This is a genomic window from Devosia sp. (assembly GCF_025809055.1).
Lineage (GTDB): Bacteria > Pseudomonadota > Alphaproteobacteria > Rhizobiales > Devosiaceae > Devosia.
The window spans coordinates 1,112,055-1,128,807 of sequence record NZ_CP075529.1; the positions used below are offsets into that span (position 1 = coordinate 1,112,055).

Genomic DNA, 16,753 nt, shown 5'->3' on the forward strand with positions numbered 1-16,753 from the left:
GCCCGCCATGAAAGCCCTTTATATCGCATCGACCGGCATGAGCGCCCAGGAACGCAATGTCGAAGTCATCTCCAACAATATCGCGAACATGCGCACCACCGGCTTCAAGCGCCAGCGGGCCGAGTTCGAGGACCTGCTCTATCACCAGATCACCCGCGCCGGTGCGCAGACATCGGCACAGGGCACCATGGTCCCGGCCGGCCTCGAGATCGGTTCGGGCGTGCGCACCGTCTCTACCCCGCGCATCATGAGCCAGGGCAATGTGAACATGACCGAGCGCGAGCTCGACGTCGCCATTCGTGGCGAAGGCTTCTTCATGATCACCCTGCCCGATGGTCGCACCGCCTATACGCGCGACGGCTCCTTCGAGCGCGACGCGGAAGGCACTTTGGTCAACTCGTCCGGCTATCCGCTTGATCCGGGCATCACCATTCCCGGTACGGCGCGCGGCGTGTCGATCTCGCCCGATGGCACGGTAGAAGCCTTTCTCGGCACCGACAGCACGCCGACCCAGCTCGGTCAGCTGCAATTGGCCCGCTTCGTCAACAAGTCCGGCCTCGAGTCGATGGGCGACAACCTGTTCCTCGAAACGGCCGCCAGCGGCCCGGCGCAGGTTGGCGTGCCCAATTCGGAAGGCACCGGCGACCTGCTGCAGAACTACCTCGAAATGGCCAATGTCAATTCGGTGACGGAAATCGCCGACCTGATCGCGGCCCAGCGCGCCTACGAAATGAATGCCCGCGTCATCTCTGGTGCCGACCAGATGATGCAGGCCACCAGCCAGCTTCGCTGATTAGGAGACCGCCATGAACGCCCTCCGCACAATCACCGCCAGCCTCGCCATCGCCCTCGGCGCGACCACCGCCTTCGCCAATCCCGTCCTGCGGGCCGAGATTACCGTCGTGGGCACGATCGTCACCGTCGGCGATATGTTCGACGATGCCGGTCTTGATGCCGAGCGTCCGCTGTTCCGCTCCCCCCTGCCCGGCACGACCGGTAATGTGGCGCTGTCCGATATCCGGCAGGCCATGACCCGCGCCGGTATTTCCGGTTTCGACGCCAACGGCCTCGACCAGGTCCGGGTCTCCCGCGCCTCGGCCCTGGTTGACGAGGTCCTGCTGACCGGACTGATCGCCGACGACCTGCGTCGCCGGGGCATCCTGACCGGGGGCGTCAACGCCAACACCCAGTTCACAGCGGTGATCGGCGCCATCCAGGCTGCGGCCACCGACGAACCGGCCCGGCTCGAAAGCCTGCGCTACCTGCCCGGCAACGGCACCTTCTCCGCCCGCTTCGTCATTGCCGGCGTCGCCCAGCCGCTGGATGTCACCGGCAGTGTCGAGATGACTGTCGATGCGCCCTACCTGGCTGCGGCGCTCCCGGCAGGCGCCATCCTCAAGCCCGAACATATAGCCATGCGTCCCATTCCGGCCTGGCAGGCCGATGCCCAGGGTATTCCGGCCATGGACCAACTGGTCGGCAAGGCCCTCAACCGCCCCAGCCGCGACGGCATGCTGTTGCGCGCAACCGACGTGGCTACCCCGTTGACCATCGCCAAGAACGACCTCGTCACCATCTACTTCCGCCAGGGTCCGATGACGCTGACTGTCAAGGGCCAGGCCGTGACCGGCGCCGCCAGCGGCTCGCCGCTCCAGGTCCTCAACCTCGCTTCCCGGCGCGTCATCAGCGCCACAGCCATTGGCCCCGGCCTGGTCGAAATTTCGACCGACCCGGTTGCCCTGGCCGGCCTCTAATAGGGATCAGACCAATGAACAAAGCCAAGATTGCCGCCATCCTGACCCTCACCGCCATCCTCGCCGGATGCACCACCACGGATCGCCTGGCCAATATCGGGCAGGCACCGGCCCTGACCGCCATCGCCGACCCGACCACGACTGCGGGCTACCAGCCCGTGCGGATGCCGATGCCGGAGCCGATCGCGGATACCTACCAGCCCAATTCGCTCTACCGCACCTCGGCAAAGGGCTTCTTCAAGGACGAGCGTGCCCACCGCATCGGCGACATTCTCACCGTGATGGTCACGATCGATGATAGCGCGCAGATCAACAACCAGACCCAGCGCAGCCGCAATTCGACCAATTCGGCCGGCATGGGCGGCATTTTCGGCGCCGCCGTGTCGGGCGTGTCCGCCGGCAGTATCGACCCTTCCGCAGCCATCGACCTGAGCTCGGGTGTTCGCGACACCGGCAATGGCTCGGTGAACCGTGCGGAAAGCCTCGAAACGTCCGTCGCCGCCGTGGTGACCCAGGTCCTGCCGAACGGCAATCTGGTGATCGAGGGCCGCCAGGAGGTTCGCGTGAACTTCGAAGTCCGCGATCTGATCGTGGCGGGTATCGTGCGGCCCTCGGATATCCAGGCCAACAATACCATCGCGTCGACTAAGATTGCCGAAGCCCGCATTTCCTACGGCGGCCGCGGCCAGATCACCGATGTCCAGCAGCCGCGTTACGGGCAGCAGGTGCTCGACGCCATCCTGCCCTTCTGATTTCCCTTCCGGCGGGACCGATCCCCCCATCGTCCCGCCGTCTTCCCCGGCCAGAACAGAAGGTCTGGCATGACCCGAGCAACAGAAGTTGCCGGGTCGATCCCAAGGCGCAGCTCCCCCCGGGCTGCGCCTTTCCCCATTGTGGCACCCGGAACCACGTCCCCGGTGGGCTGTTAGAACTCCAAAGGAGAAAGTCGCATGTCGTCTGCATCTGGAATTGCCATCGGCGTCGCCATCGGAGTGGGGATCGGGGTGGCACTGGACAATATTGCCATCGGAATCGCGATCGGCATCGCCATCGGCGTTTCGCTGAGCCTGGGCAGCCGGCGGCGCCGGTCGGGCCAGCCCGGCGACCACGAGGATGACAGCAGCAAGTCTTGATCGAGCCGCGGGGCTATGGAAGAGATCGGGCAGACGATCAGGAGCCCGCAATGTCTTTCGCCAAACTCGACGCCGCCAGCCGCAAGCTCGAAGCCCTCGAACATGCCCTGTCCATACTCGGCGCTGACGAGGCCACTCATATGGCTGTCGGCGGTGGCGAAAAGCGCGCTGAAGCCATGGCCGAGCTTGCCGGCATGCATCACCAGCAGGCGACCGCCCCCGTGATCGCGGACTGGATCGACGCGGCAAAGTCCGAAGACCTTGAACCCGACCAGCGCCTGGCCGTCGGCGAGTTCGAGCGCGACTACGTCAATGCCACCTGCCTGCCGACCGAATTCGTGCAGCGGCGGACCACCGCCACCATGCGATCGGAGCAGCTCTGGCGCGACCTGCGGGCCAAGGGCGATTGGGACAGTTTTCTGCCCGCGCTCGAAGGGGTGATTGCCCTTGTGCGCGAGGAAGCCGGCCTGCGGGCCGAGGCAACGGGGCTCGCACCTTATGATGCCCTGATGGATCAATACGATCCGGGAAACCGGACCGCCGACATCGACGGCGTCTTTGCCGATCTCAAGGCTTTCCTGACCGATTTTGTCCCGGTCGCGCTGGACGTGCAGGACCAGCGCCTGGCGCGACGTCCCCGCAAAACCCTCAATGCGCCCTACCCCATCGAGAAGCAGCGGGAATTGGGTCTGGCCGCAATGCGCGCCGTTGGCTTCGACTTCACCCACGGGTCGCTGGCCGTGTCGCATCATCCATTCTGTGGCGGCGTGCCCAGTGATGTGCGGATGACCACGCGCTATCGCACCGACGAATTTCTGTCATCGCTCATGGGCGTACTGCACGAGACCGGACACGCGCTCTACGAACAGGGGTTGCCGAAATCCTGGTCGCACTGGCCCCTTGGCAAGGCGCGCGGCATGGGCATGCACGAAAGCCAGAGCCTGTTCGTGGAAATGCAGATCGCCCGTAGCGGTGCTTTCTGGGAGTTCATGCTGCCCCTCGTGCATCAGCATCTGGGCGAGGATGCCATTCCCGGTTGGGACATTGCCGATATTCTCAATGAAGTGAACTTCGTCGAGCGCGGCTATATCCGCGTGGACGCCGACGAGGTGACGTATCCGCTGCATGTGATTCTGCGCTACGAGCTCGAGCAGGAACTGGTGTCCGGAAAGCTTGAAGCCAGCCAGATTCCCGAAGCCTGGGATGCGAAGATGACGGAATATCTGGGTATCTCGACCATCAACGACCCCAAGGATGGACCCATGCAGGACGTGCACTGGCCCGGTGGCGCGTTCGGATATTTTCCCAGCTACACATTGGGCGCCATGATCGCGGCGCAACTCGGCACGGCCATGCGCAAGGACCTGCCGGACATGGACGAGCAAATGCGGGCGGGCGATTTCTCGGCCATCAATCAATGGCGCGGCGACAAGGTGTGGTCGCAGGCCTCACGCTTTTCGACGCCGGAGCTCATCACCCGCGCCACCGGCGAGCCGCTGAATGCCGATCATTTCAAGGCTCACCTGAGGAAGCGCTACGGCCAGGCCTGACGGGCTAGCCCGCACTGCGGATCTCCGGAACATCGATGGGTTTGGCGGCTCAGGCAGCGGAGATTTTTCCGCTGCCTTTTTGATGAACCGTTCCTGAACTTCCACTTCAGCCGCCGTTCCAAATCACACGCCTAGAACAGTCTCCATCAACAACGCGGTCGGAGGGACCGCAGCCCCAACAAGGAGACTTCAAATGATCCGCAAGTTCATCATCACCGCCCTGGCCGCAACCGCAATCGCCGCTTCCGCCGCGCCTGCCATGGCCAACAACTTCTATGTCGAGCAGTACGGCTTCGGCAACGCACTGGGTGGCGGCCAGACCGGCTGGAACAACACCTTCGGCGGCTACCAGAACGGCAACTGGAACACCGGCGTGTCCAACCAGTTCGGTGGCAACAACGTCTCGGCCATCGGCCAGCAGGGCGACGACAACTACGGCGACGTCTGGCAGGACGGCTGGAACAACGAGGCCGGCGTCGGCCAGTTCGGCGACAACCACACCGCCATCCTGACCCAGGACGGCAACGGCAATACCGCCGCCGGCGTGCAGGTTGGCAATGGCTGCAACGCCAATGTCAAACAGCAGGGCTCGGGCAACGTCACCGCCTTCGTGCAGGTCTGCCCGTAACTCTTCCCGCAATCGGGACCGGCTCGCCGGTCCCGACCTGAAAGACAGGAGGATACGATGATCCTGACTTCCCTTCGCCTCGGCCTTGCCGGACTTGCCGTTGTCGGCGCCGCCGGAATGGCCATCGGCGCCAGCTCGGCTCCGGTTTCCGACCTCGCCTGCGGCGTCAGCACCGTAACCAAGAATGGCATGATGGCCATCGAAGGCGTGGTGCAGAGCCCCGAACCGCTTGCCGGCGAATACCGTTTCTCGCTGAAAAGCTCCAGCGCCGGCGGCAATACCAATATTCGCCAGGGCGGTGCATTCACCCTGCCGGCGAATGACGTGGTGACCCTGGGTCGCGTGATGGTCAATGCCGGGTCCAATCTCGACATCGACTTCACGGTCACAACGGATGGCCAGACCATCGACTGCTCACAGCAGCTCGTGACCCACACCTGAAGCGTCGCACACAGCTCCTTCCCACTGGCCCCGGTTTCCGGGGCCTTTTTCTTGCCGTCATCACGCGGCCGCGTGGCTGAACGCTGGCTGAATATGGCGATCCAGATCGGTTCAGAACGGTGTCGCTAATCTCCACCCATGCGCTGGAAAACCAGCATCAAGGGAACGCCAAACACTTCTTCGGAGAGAGACAAATGATCACCAAATTCACCAAGACCATCGCCGTCGCCGCAACCGCCGTACTGATCGGCCTCGCAGCCTCCCCCGCCCAGGCCGGCGGCCAGATTTCCATCGGCTTCACCGCCACCGACCCGGAACAGGCCCAGGCACTGGGCATGGGTCTGCAGATGTTTTCCATGTTCCAGGGCCTGTCCGGCACCGGCGCCAACGCCTACCAGAACGGCAATGGCAATGCCGCCGGCTTCAACCAGAATGGTTGGGGCAACAACGGCCTCATCTGGCAGGAAGGCGACAACCACAACGGCTCGATCACCCAGAACGGCAACAACAACAATTGCGGCCTGTTCCAGTTCGGCGAAGCCACCAACGCGCAGTGCCTGCAGAACGGCGACAACCAGACCGGCATCACCACGGTCATCGGCTTCTAGCAAAACCTACGGTCCACTGGTGCAAAGGCGGGGCAATCGGCCCCGCCTTTTCTGTTTTCATTTTCCGCGCAAATATCGGCAGGAAAAATGTCGAAGCCCGACCGGCCAACTCGTCGGCTGGTCAGAAGGGCAATACCGCCCGACCCTGGAGAATGAACATGCGTGTCGTCGTATTCGTCAAAGCCACCGCCGACAGTGAAAACGGCATCCTGCCCTCAAGCGACCTGCTCGAGGCGATGGGCAAGTACAATGAGGAACTCATCAAGGCCGGCATCATGCTGGGCGGGGACGGGCTCAAGGCCTCAAGCCATGCCAAGCGCGTGGTTTTCAGCGGCTCGGACCGTTCGGTGATCGATGGTCCGTTTGCCGAAACCAAGGAACTGGTTTCCGGTTACTGGATCTGGGAAGTCCGCGACATGGACGAGGCCGTCGCATGGGTAAAGCGCTGCCCGAACCCCATGAACGAGGAAAGCGAGATCGAAATTCGTCCGGCCTTCGAAATGGAAGATTTTGCCAGCGAGATGACGCCGGAGATCGAAGCCATCCATGAAGGCAATCGCCAGAAGCTGTCGAACTGACCAACAAAAAAGGCCCGCATCGCTGCGGGCCTTCTTTTCTGTGCCGTTTGGCACATTATTCGTCGCGATAGACCTTTTCGCGCCGCTCGTGCAGTTCCTGCGCTTCGAGGCTGAGCGTCGCCGTGGGCCGGGCATCGAGCCGAGCCACCCCGATCGGATCGCCGGTTTCCTCACAGAAGCCATAAGAACCATCTTCGATACGCTTCATGGCCGAATCAATCTTGGCAATCAGCTTGCGCTGACGGTCACGCGTCCGCAGCTCCAGAGCACGATCGCTTTCGGAACTGGCACGATCTGCCATGTCCGGATGGTTCTGGCTTTCTTCCTGCAGATTCTCGAGAGTCATGCGGCTTTCACGCAGAATCTCGTCCTTCCAGTCCAGAAGTTTGTTCCGGAAGTATTCCCGCATCCGCGGGTTCATGAACGTCTCGTCCTCGCTGGGCCGATAGTCCGTAACGTCAACCGAAGACATGAGCAGACTCAACTCCAATACGCCCCTTGGCGGCCTATATATGCGGCTCACCATCCACCCGCAAGCACACTTCTTAACGCTGATTAACACTGGCGCGATGTGAGACGGCGCCCCCATAGCGCGGAGGCGGCCACACTTTGATGACAGGGCCGAAAAAGCGGGGGATTGCGCCCCTAGACAGGCGGGAACCGGCCGCGCTTGGCCAGTTCGACCCGGACGCGCAATTCTATGTCATCCATGAGGGCGTCGAGCCCGGGCTCGACCCGATCCCGCAATTGCCCGAGCTGGGCGGCTATCGCGTCCAATCGGTCTGTTCCCACGTCACCGACAAGCAAGTCGGCTTTCAGGCTCTCCAGGTCATCGAGAAGCTGCCGGCCGCGGCGCACCGACTTGCGGCGCCGCTCACGGATATCTCCTACGGATTGAAGGGCCAGAATGGCATCGAGTTCGGCCGCGGGCGCAACCGGGGCGGCGGCACCGGGACGCGCAACATCCTGGCCGTCGGCAGGCACGAAAGCGGGCCCGCCGCTGCGCCCCGCCGCGTTGCGGCCGGAGACGCCGTTACTTCTATGGGTCGCGTCAATGCGCAAAACAGTGACTCACCTGCCAATCCGGTATGTCGGCAAATTCTGCCGCATCGGGTTAACAAGTCTTTAATTTGCCCGGCAAGTTTTGCACACCACGCTGCCCTGCCCAGCTAATATCAGGTTCGTCACAGCCTTAAAGCGTTGTGAATCAATAGCTTAATCCCGGATAACGCGATCTGGCACGCTTCTCGCATTGCTATACCCGAAAGCCGCGCCATGGGGATGGTTCGGCATCAGCCGGGGAAATGAATGCCACACCGCCTGTTCCGATCCTGCCTAGCTGCCGCCATCGGCGCCGTCCTGACCCTGTCCTCGTTGCCGCCCCTGCAGGCAGCGCCGGCCCGTATCAAGGACATTGTCGATGTAGAAGGCATTCGCGAGAACCAGCTGGTCGGCTATGGCCTGGTGGTGGGCCTCAATGGTACCGGTGACAGTCTCAACAATTCGCCGTTCACCAAGCAGTCGCTCCAGGCGATGCTGGAACGCCTTGGCGTCAACACCCAGGGCGAAAACGTGCGGACGGCCAATGTCGCCGCCGTCATGGTCACGGCCAACCTGCCACCCTTCGGCACCCAGGGCTCGCGCATGGATGTCTCGGTCGCTGCGCTGGGCGACGCAGACAGCCTGCAAGGTGGCACGCTGCTGGTTACGCCCCTTCTCGGCGCCGATGGCGAAGTCTATGCGCTGGCGCAGGGACCGGTCTCGATCAATGGCTTCAAGGCCGAGGGCAATGCTGCCTCGGTCATTTCCGGGGTTCCGACCACCGGGCGCATCTCGTCCGGAGCGCTGATCGAGCGGGAAATAGAGTTTCATCTCGGCTCGCAGACCTCCCTGCGCCTTGCGCTGCGCAACCCGGACCTGACCACGTCGCGCCGCATCGCCCTGGCCATCAATGACTTTATCGGTGTGCCAACGGCCGTGCCGGAAGACCCGGCCACCGTCCGGCTCAACCTGCCGCGCCATTTCAACGGCAATATTGTCGACCTGCTCACCGATATCGAGCAGTTGATCGTCCAGACGGACCAGGCCGCCAAGATCGTGATCGACGAGAATTCGGGGATCATCGTCATGGGCAAGGACGTCCGGGTCTCCAGCGTCGCGGTGGCCCAGTCCAACCTGACGGTCACCATCGCCGAGAACCCGGAAGTGGTGCAGCCCAACCCCTTGAGCTTCGGCCAGACCGCCGTTGAGCCGAACACCAATCTCAACGTCAACCAGTCCGACACCGCCCTGCAGGTGGTCCAGGAGTCGGTGACGCTGCAGCAGCTTGTGGACGGGCTCAATGCGCTGGGTATTTCGCCGCGCGATCTCATCGCCATCCTGCAGGCGATCAAGGCGACCGGTGCGCTTCAGGCCGAAATCGAGGTGATGTGATGGCCCAGATCGCTCCTTCAGGCGCCGCCTCCACACACCAGGTTCAGCGCCTGCGCCAGCAGGCCGAGGAACTCGAGGGCGTGTTCCTCAACATGCTGACCAAGGAAATGTTCTCGTCCATCAAGACCGATCAGGCCAGTTTCGGCGGCGGCTTTGGCGAGGAGACCTGGCGCGGCATGCAGGCCGAACACCTTGCAACCGCCATGGCCGGCAATGGCGGCCTGGGCATCGCCGACCAGATCATGGGAGACCTTCTGACGCTTCAGGAGGCTGCCAACACCACCCAATCTCTCAATGCCGCCCCCTACGGAGCTTATAGAAAATGACCGCCGCCAGCCGCATTGCCGCTATCGACTCCCTTCCGGCAGAGGATCTCTGCGCACGCGCCGAGGCCGCTCTGGCCGCACTCGTCGACGCCATGAACCAGGAAACTACGCTGCTGCGGGCCGGCCACCTGCGCCAGGCCGCCCAGCTGACGCCGGAGAAAACCCGTCTGGCCCAGGATTATGTCACGCTCGCCCGCGCCATCCAACGGCAGCACGATCGGCTGTCTGCCGAGGCGCCGAAGGCCATGGCCAGATTGCGGGCAGGCCATGAAAGCCTCGCCACGCAAATGGCGGAAAATCTGCGCGTGCTGGCCACGGCGAAATCGGTCTCCGAGGATGTGTTGACGGATGTCGCGCGCATGGTCGGCCAACAGGACCGCGCCAAGACCTATGGCACCGCAGGCAAAGTCGCGGCCGCGCCGGGCGAAAGTGCCAAGGGAATTGCCATCAACCGGGCCCTCTAATCCGAACGGATTTGAATAAAATCGTTCGGTTGCCGTCAGCCTTGAGATAACCGGGCCGGAATAGCATTCCCCTGTATTGGTGCATCCAGGGGATTCACATGGTCACCGCTATCGCATTGGAGCCCGTTTCGCCGGGCAGTACATTTCTGGCTGAACAGCGTTATCGTCCGGCCGCGTCCGAGCGCCCGATAATGCATGACAGCACGCAACATGCGGCCGGCTCGTCCCGGCCCGACAATCGCCAGAAGCAGTCATCGCCTGAGGATGACGCGCGCAATGACGACGAGGCCCTGCCCGATCCCCTGCGGAGCGGCGCATCGAAATTCGCTGCGGCGGTCATCGCCGGGGCCCTGCCCCCTACTCCGCAGAGCATGGAAGAACTGATCCGCAGGATTGGCTCGAGTGAAATCCCGCCGGAGTCGCAGGCGCGCCTCAAGGACATCATCGCATAGGTTAACGTGCGGTAAGCCGGCTCAGATTGACCCTTTAGAAAGAACCCCGGAAATCCGGGGTTTTTCTTTTTGTGTTCGCGAAAACTTGCCGCCAAGTTTGCCCAAAATTTCATCACCCACTTAAGACTTCTTTAGAGCCTGGCGGATGAGGATCGCCGTGCCTCAGGAAGAGGCGTCGTTGTATGCGTAATCCTAGAAAAGGAAATGCCATTATGGCCGATATCTCTCTCTCCAAAGCCGTCCGCTCGAACCTGCTGTCCCTCAAGGGCACGGCCGACATGATGGCCTCCACCCAGAACCGCCTCGCCACCGGCAACAAGGTGAACTCGGCTCTGGACAATCCCTCCAGCTGGTTCACTGCCAAGGGCCTCACCAACCGCGCAAGCGACCTCGGTGCCCTGCTCGACTCCATGGCCAACGGCGTCAAGACTCTTGAAGCCGCCGACAATGGCCTCTCGGCCATGACCAAGACCCTGGAATCCATGCAGTCGACCCTGCGTCAGGCTCGTCAGGACAAGTCCTTCCAGACCGCGTCCTACACGCTTCCTGCTTCTGGCCTCGACAATACCTCGACCCTCGCCTTCAGCGGCGGTGCCGTTGGTGCCACGCCGGTCAGCATCAACCTGACCTCTCAGACCAACACCGCAGCTGCCGCGACGACTGCAACCACCGCTACCGGCCTTGCCCTCACCGACACGCTCGATGGCCTGGGCTTTGCCGACGGCGAAACCGTCATCATCGGCGACGGTGCCGACACCGTGACCTACACTGCAACCACTGCAGCCACGGCCACTGTTGGCGACCTGATCACCGCGATCAACGCCGATACCGACGTGGGCGTCACCGCCAGCCTGAACGCTGACGGCCAGCTCGTGTTCACCGCCGACGACAACGAAACGGCTATCTCTGTTTCGGGTACCGGTGCTGGCAATCTCGCCGGCGTTGCTGCCCAGGCCGTTCCGGACGCCGTATATGTCGCCAAGACCGTTGACCAGCTCGTGTCCGAGATCAATGCCAATGCCGACCTCAAGGGCCTCATCCGCGCCTCGAACGACAATGGCAAGCTCCGCATCGAGAACCAGTCCACTCAGGAACTGAACGTCGACGGCGTGCCTTCGACCGGTATCATCGACGGCTCGACTTCCGGCGTCTCCACCATTGACGGCAACTCGGTTCGTGCCGGCCTGGCCAGCCAGTTCAACGAACTGCGCGATCAGCTCGACAAGCTTGCAGACGATGCCTCCTTCAACGGTATCAACCTGCTGCGCGGCGACAAGCTGGCCATCACCTTCAACGAAACTGGTACGTCCTCGATCGACATCCAGACCAAGGACGGTGAGACCATCAACTCGGCGAACCTGGGCGTTTCGACCACTCTGGAAGAATCGGACCTGGACAGCGACGACAACATCGACGCCGAACTGTCCAAGCTGAAGTCGGCCCTGAACGAAGTTCGTTCGCAGGCTTCGACCTTCGGTTCGAACCTCTCGATCGTTCAGAACCGTCAGACCTTCACCGACTCCATGATCAACACCCTGGAAGACGGTGCCGGCAACCTGACCCTGGCCGACATGAACACGGAAGCTGCGAACCTGCTGGCTCTGCAGACCCGTCAGTCGCTGTCGCAGAACTCGCTGTCCCTGGCCAGCCAGGCCGACCAGTCGATCCTGCAGCTCATCCGCTAATTCGGAACAGCATCAGCACGCATCAGAAGGGCGGGTCTTCGGACCCGCCCTTTTCCGTTTGGCGCCCGTATAGCCCGGAAAACATGGTTTACAGCCCGTCAATCAGCATGGTTAACGGCCCTTTAAGAAAAGCCGGTTAACACTTTGTCCAAGGGGCCCGATCGGCCTGAGGCAAGGATGCATAAATGTCGGAAATTTCACTCTCAAAGGCCGTCCGGTCCAACCTTCTTTCTCTGAAAAGCACTGCCGACATGATGGCGACGACCCAGAATCGGCTCGCCACCGGCAACAAGGTCAATTCCGCCCTCGACAATCCTTCAAACTGGTTCACCGCCAAGGGACTCACCAATCGCGCCGGTGACCTGAATGCGCTGATCGATTCGATGGCCAACGGTATCCAGACCCTGGAAGCCGCTGACAACGGCCTGACGGCAATGACCAAGACGCTGGAATCGATGCAGTCGACCCTGCGCCAGGCCCGCCAGGACAAATCTTTCCAGACCGCCTCTTACACGTTGAATTCCGCTGACGTCCTCACCGGCCTCACCGATCACGCAAGCGCCGATGCCAAGGTTCTGAGCCTGACCGGTGGTGCGTTCGGTACGGACACCGCAGACGTCGGCCTGATCAAGGGCGCCACCGCAACCACCACCCTGGGGGCCACGGCTGCAACCTTCGACATGGACGAGGCCGCCGACGGCATCGACTTCGACATCGAGGTCAATGGCGGCGCGGCTGTTGCCGTAGAAATCCGCGGCTCTGCCGGCGCCGACCAGATCACCGTCGATGTCGGCGGCACTGCTGTGACGCTGGATGTTGCCAATGGCGCTGCTGTCACCCGGGCCGAACTGGTCCAGGCGATGAATGATGCCTTTGCCGCCGCCGACATGGACGTCACGGTCGGTCTCAGCGCCTCCAACGCCTTGACCTTCACCGGCCCGTCCGTCGAGCCCTATGGCGATGCAGGCGTCGTCATCTCGGACGGCTCGATGTCCAACGGCGCCGGTGGTACGGCGCTGGCCTTTGCCGATTTCGGCTTCAGCGGTGTCACGCCGACCCAGACAACGACCAACGCCTATACGGCCAAGACCGTCGACGAGCTCGTTTCGGAAATCAACCTGAAGACCGGCGACTTTTACGGCAAGGTTCGTGCCTCCAACGACAATGGCAAGCTGCGCATCGAAAACCAGTCCACCCAGGATCTGACGGTCGATGGCATCACCGCAGGCGGCGCCGTCGACGGCACTGCAACCGGCAACAGTTCCGTGCTGGGCAATTCGGTTCGCGCCGGCCTCGCCAGCCAGTTCAACGAGCTCCGCGATCAGCTCGACAAGCTCGCCGATGACGCCTCCTTCAACGGCATCAACCTGCTGCGCGGCGACAAGCTGACGATCACCTTCAACGAGACCGGTACCTCCGCGATCGACATCCAGACCGAAGACGGCGAAACCATCAACGCGGTCAACCTGGGCGTGCCGACCTATCTCGAGGAATCCCAGCTCGATAGCGACGTCAGCATCGACTCACTTCTCGCCGACCTGAAGTCCGGTCTCGACGAAGTGCGCTCGCAGGCATCGACCTTCGGTTCGAACCTCTCCATCGTCCAGAACCGCAAGGCCTTTACCGAGGCCATGATCAACACCCTGGAAACCGGCGCCGGTAACCTGACCCTGGCCGACATGAACACCGAGGCCGCAAACCTGCTGGCCCTGCAGACCCGGCAGCAGCTGTCGCAGAACTCGCTGTCGCTGGCCAGCCAGGCCGATCAGTCGATCCTGCAGCTTCTGCGGTAATTCGGTTACCACATACCGATCACGAGGCGGGCCAAGGGCCCGCCTTAATTGTTTTCGGCGCTGCGGCGCGATAGACAATGTGTTGCGTATGGACGAGTCCGGAGAACCGCAGGAATGGCCCTCAAGGTCGAATTGAAGCCCGGCGAGAAACTGCTGGTGGGCAATTGCATCATCACCAATTCGGACCAGCGCACGCGGCTTTTCATTGATGGCAAGGCGCCAATTCTACGGGAAAAGGACATCCTGACCTCGGAAACGGCCAATAGCCCGGCCAAACGCATCTATCTGGCAATTCAGTTGATGTATATCGAGGAAGATTCGTCTAAGGCCGAGCGGGCCTATACGGACATGTCCAGAGAATTTGTGGCAGCCGTGCCCAGTTCTCTACCAATTGTCGACCAAATCAATAACGAGATATTAACCGGGTCCCTATACAAAGCACTGAAGGCTGCCCAGAGGCTAGTCGAGTACGAACAGGACCTGCTCAATCATGCATCAGCACGGCGCTCAGGCGTATCATCAGACGACCAAGGTCGTTGAAACTCCCCGCGAACGTGAATCGGCATTGTTGATGAAGGCGGCCGCCGGGCTGCAGCGTGTCAAGGACGAGTGGGATACCTCCACCATGGAGGAGCTCCGCTCGGCGCTCACCTTCAACCGGAAGCTCTGGACTATTTTCATGTCCGCGGTCACCCAGGACGATAGCCCCCTGCCCCGCGAAATCCGCCAGAACATTGCCAATCTGGGCATGTTCGTGATGAACCAGACCCGCGACATTCTCTACACGCCCGCCCCCCGGCCCGAGCAGATCGGTGTGCTGGTGCAGTTGAATCGGCAGATCGCGGCCGGCCTCCGCGGCATGTGAGCCAAAAGCATCGACGCATATGAAAAGCCCCGCTTCGCGCGGGGCTTTTTCTTTTGGCTATGGTGCCGCCCGTCTATCGCAGGAAGTTCACCAGGCTGAGCTGGCTGACCATCGAGGTCACCTGGTAGCTGGCGGTCAGGCGTGTCTGCAGGGCCAGGATTTCCATGGCCACATCTTCCTTGCTCACCGTTTCCACGTCGCTGAGCAAATTGTCGAGCTGGGCCTTGTAGCTGGTGTGGCGGTCCGTTGCGGCTTCCAGAGCGGCACGGGCGACACCGAGTTCCATGGTGACGACCTCAATGGAGCCACGCTCGACATTGTGGGTCTCCGACAGCTGAAGCTGCTGGCGGCGCGCCATGGCGTCGAAGCGCTGCTTGGCGGGGTTCAGGTCCACCGAATTGGGGTCACTGGCGCTGGTGACCTCCGGGTAGGACTCTACGGTCATCGCGGCAAAGGTGCGGATCATCCGCAGGTAGCCGCTCTCATTGGCCTGCATGCCATAGTTGATGCGGCCGGAGTCTTCGACGGCGGAGGTGACGCTCTGGCGGGGATTGCCCTCGGCCGCGGTAGAAGCCTCGGTCATGGACCGCTCCAGCGCCTTGCTGAAATTGGCAGCGGTGGCGTCGGCATCGGCGCCGATGGTAAACTGGCCCGGACCAGCCTTGCCCGTCACCGCCGTCAGGGTGACTTCGCGCACCCGGCCGCCCGGCTCGGTCAATGTCAGGGTGATGCTGTCGCCGGCTGCCTCCGTGCCATCGAACTGCACGGACATATTGGCCGGATCGCCACCGGTATAGGTGGCCTGTGCGCTGGTACCGGAACCCGATACCGTCGTCGCTGCTCCCGAAATCTGAAAGCCGTGACTGGCCGAGACAGGGACATTTTCGGACAGCGTCACAACGTCGCCCGTGCCGCCGATGGTGGTGCGACCCAGGCCCGTGGCGGAGACGGAAGCCGTCTGACCGGAATACCACATGACAGTGTCGGTGGCCGTGGCAATGCGCAGGGAGGTGGCAGTGGCGGGATCCCCGCTCACACGCAGCACAGGCTCACCGGCAGCATTGAAGAAGTTCTGCGAGGCCGCAAAGGTCGACGCAGCAGCCAGTTCGCTCTTGCCCACCTCGACGAGCCGGCCATTGAGCGCCGTCTGGAAGTTGGTGGCCGTTTCGTCTGCGTCTGCTCCAACCACGAACTGGCCGCTGCTGGCCGGCGCATCCGCCGCGTCGATGGCGGTCAGCACGATCTGGGTTTCGGTCCCGTCCGGCAGGGTGAAGCCAAGGGTTACCGTCTGGCCGGCGGCAATCTGGTTGGGGGCAGCGGCAAAGGAAACACTCGCCTCATCGCCAAGCGGCGCGGTTCCGGCACTCGGCTGGGTGACGGTGACGGCGCCACTGGTTGACGCCAGGGTCGACAGCTTGAACCCAAAGGGATGCACGCCGTCTTCGGCAATGCTCACAGTCTCGGGCGCGAGGGGATCGATGCTGGTCTGGATACGCCCCTGCCCGCTGGTGCCGGCATCGGCCGCCTTGCGCTCGGTCACGACGGTCTGATAGCCGGCGCGCCCGCCTGCCCCGTTTAGCAATTCGGTGCTGGTCGGCAACGGCGCCTTGTCTGTCACCGACCCACCAAAGAGATAGCGGCCCGCAATATCGCCATTGAGCATGGTGACCATTTCGTCGAACCGAGCCTTCGAGAGGCCGGGAATGGTCGCCATGTTGATATTGCCCGAGCCGTACTGGCCCTGAACCGCGGAATTGCGCGCCTCGCCCTCGACCTTGTCCATCCGGGTGAGAAAATTGTCGTAGAAGCTGAGGCGCAGCGACACCTGATCGATATTGGACGTGTAGCCAGCGATGGTGTTGAGGCGCGACCGCACCGAAAGCGATACCGGCAGGTCCCGGCCCAGCTCCGACAGGGTCTGGGCCTTCATGCCGGTACCCAACTGCATCTGCAGCTGGGCAAATTTGTCCTGCATGTTGGAGATGACCGAAAATCCGGTCTGCAGGGGGAACATCGACTTGTTGACGATCATGGCGAACGGCT

General features: G+C 62.3%; 20 protein-coding genes. 17 read left to right on the plus strand and 3 right to left on the minus strand.

Annotated features, from left to right (window positions below; translation table 11 throughout):
• Window positions 1-7 precede the first annotated feature (7 nt).
• The 9 genes from flgG to KIT02_RS05545 all read left to right on the plus strand — a co-directional run bounded on the left by flgG (window position 8) and on the right by KIT02_RS05545 (window position 6,692).
• Window positions 8-793, plus strand: a complete 786-nt coding sequence (flgG, locus tag KIT02_RS05505) for a flagellar basal-body rod protein FlgG (protein ID WP_297583269.1) — start codon at window positions 8-10, stop codon at window positions 791-793.
• A 13-nt stretch (window positions 794-806) separates the two neighbouring features.
• Complete coding sequence (gene flgA / locus KIT02_RS05510) at window positions 807-1,754, plus strand: flagellar basal body P-ring formation chaperone FlgA (protein ID WP_297583272.1); 948 nt, start codon at window positions 807-809, stop codon at window positions 1,752-1,754.
• A 14-nt stretch (window positions 1,755-1,768) separates the two neighbouring features.
• Window positions 1,769-2,506 (plus strand): flagellar basal body L-ring protein FlgH, encoded by a 738-nt coding sequence (flgH, locus tag KIT02_RS05515; protein ID WP_297583274.1) that lies wholly within the window; start codon window positions 1,769-1,771, stop codon window positions 2,504-2,506.
• Between the two features lie 198 nt (window positions 2,507-2,704).
• Complete coding sequence (locus tag KIT02_RS05520; protein ID WP_297583277.1) at window positions 2,705-2,887, plus strand: hypothetical protein; 183 nt, start codon at window positions 2,705-2,707, stop codon at window positions 2,885-2,887.
• A 50-nt stretch (window positions 2,888-2,937) separates the two neighbouring features.
• Entirely contained in the window at window positions 2,938-4,437 is a 1,500-nt protein-coding gene (locus KIT02_RS05525) for a carboxypeptidase M32 (protein WP_297583279.1), read from the plus strand.
• 193 nt (window positions 4,438-4,630) lie between these two features.
• Window positions 4,631-5,065 carry a curlin gene (locus tag KIT02_RS05530; RefSeq protein ID WP_297583281.1) on the plus strand — a complete coding sequence of 145 codons (435 nt, stop codon included), beginning with the start codon at window positions 4,631-4,633 and terminating at the stop codon, window positions 5,063-5,065.
• A gap of 57 nt (window positions 5,066-5,122) precedes the next feature.
• Window positions 5,123-5,506, plus strand: coding sequence for a curli-like amyloid fiber formation chaperone CsgH (csgH, locus tag KIT02_RS05535; protein ID WP_297583283.1), 384 nt, complete (start codon window positions 5,123-5,125; stop codon window positions 5,504-5,506).
• 194 nt (window positions 5,507-5,700) lie between these two features.
• Window positions 5,701-6,114 carry a curlin gene (locus KIT02_RS05540; RefSeq protein WP_297583285.1) on the plus strand — a complete coding sequence of 138 codons (414 nt, stop codon included), beginning with the start codon at window positions 5,701-5,703 and terminating at the stop codon, window positions 6,112-6,114.
• Window positions 6,115-6,272: 158 nt separating this feature from the next.
• Window positions 6,273-6,692, plus strand: coding sequence for a YciI family protein (locus tag KIT02_RS05545; protein WP_297583287.1), 420 nt, complete (start codon window positions 6,273-6,275; stop codon window positions 6,690-6,692).
• Between the two features lie 55 nt (window positions 6,693-6,747).
• Here KIT02_RS05545 and dksA read toward each other — a convergent pair whose 3' ends face one another.
• Both dksA and KIT02_RS05555 read right to left on the minus strand, forming a co-directional pair.
• Entirely contained in the window at window positions 6,748-7,164 is a 417-nt protein-coding gene (gene dksA / locus KIT02_RS05550; protein ID WP_297583289.1) for an RNA polymerase-binding protein DksA, read from the minus strand.
• A 173-nt stretch (window positions 7,165-7,337) separates the two neighbouring features.
• On the minus strand, window positions 7,338-7,754 hold the full coding sequence (locus KIT02_RS05555) for a flagellar assembly protein FliX (RefSeq protein ID WP_297583291.1): 417 nt from the start codon (window positions 7,752-7,754) through the stop codon (window positions 7,338-7,340).
• Window positions 7,755-8,000: 246 nt separating this feature from the next.
• Between KIT02_RS05555 and KIT02_RS05560 the strand changes: the two genes are divergently transcribed.
• The 8 genes from KIT02_RS05560 to flaF all read left to right on the plus strand — a co-directional run bounded on the left by KIT02_RS05560 (window position 8,001) and on the right by flaF (window position 14,710).
• Window positions 8,001-9,125 carry a flagellar basal body P-ring protein FlgI gene (locus KIT02_RS05560; RefSeq protein ID WP_297583294.1) on the plus strand — a complete coding sequence of 375 codons (1,125 nt, stop codon included), beginning with the start codon at window positions 8,001-8,003 and terminating at the stop codon, window positions 9,123-9,125.
• Window positions 9,125-9,451: a rod-binding protein gene (locus tag KIT02_RS05565; protein WP_297583296.1), complete on the plus strand. Its 327-nt coding sequence runs from the start codon at window positions 9,125-9,127 to the stop codon at window positions 9,449-9,451. Before KIT02_RS05560 ends, KIT02_RS05565 begins: the two co-directional genes overlap by 1 nt.
• Entirely contained in the window at window positions 9,448-9,915 is a 468-nt protein-coding gene (locus tag KIT02_RS05570) for a hypothetical protein (RefSeq protein ID WP_297583298.1), read from the plus strand. Before KIT02_RS05565 ends, KIT02_RS05570 begins: the two co-directional genes overlap by 4 nt.
• Window positions 9,916-10,013: 98 nt before the next feature.
• Entirely contained in the window at window positions 10,014-10,367 is a 354-nt protein-coding gene (locus tag KIT02_RS05575) for a hypothetical protein (protein ID WP_297583301.1), read from the plus strand.
• Window positions 10,368-10,579: 212 nt separating this feature from the next.
• Complete coding sequence (locus KIT02_RS05580) at window positions 10,580-12,052, plus strand: flagellin (RefSeq protein WP_297583303.1); 1,473 nt, start codon at window positions 10,580-10,582, stop codon at window positions 12,050-12,052.
• A 185-nt stretch (window positions 12,053-12,237) separates the two neighbouring features.
• Window positions 12,238-13,845: a flagellin gene (locus KIT02_RS05585; RefSeq protein WP_297583305.1), complete on the plus strand. Its 1,608-nt coding sequence runs from the start codon at window positions 12,238-12,240 to the stop codon at window positions 13,843-13,845.
• 114 nt (window positions 13,846-13,959) lie between these two features.
• Window positions 13,960-14,385 (plus strand): flagellar biosynthesis repressor FlbT, encoded by a 426-nt coding sequence (gene flbT, locus KIT02_RS05590; RefSeq protein WP_297583307.1) that lies wholly within the window; start codon window positions 13,960-13,962, stop codon window positions 14,383-14,385.
• Complete coding sequence (flaF, locus tag KIT02_RS05595; RefSeq protein ID WP_297583309.1) at window positions 14,336-14,710, plus strand: flagellar biosynthesis regulator FlaF; 375 nt, start codon at window positions 14,336-14,338, stop codon at window positions 14,708-14,710. Before flbT ends, flaF begins: the two co-directional genes overlap by 50 nt.
• Window positions 14,711-14,783: 73 nt before the next feature.
• Here the strand turns inward: flaF and KIT02_RS05600 are convergent, their stop codons facing one another.
• Complete coding sequence (locus tag KIT02_RS05600; protein ID WP_297583311.1) at window positions 14,784-16,742, minus strand: hypothetical protein; 1,959 nt, start codon at window positions 16,740-16,742, stop codon at window positions 14,784-14,786.
• Window positions 16,743-16,753: the final 11 nt, after the last annotated feature.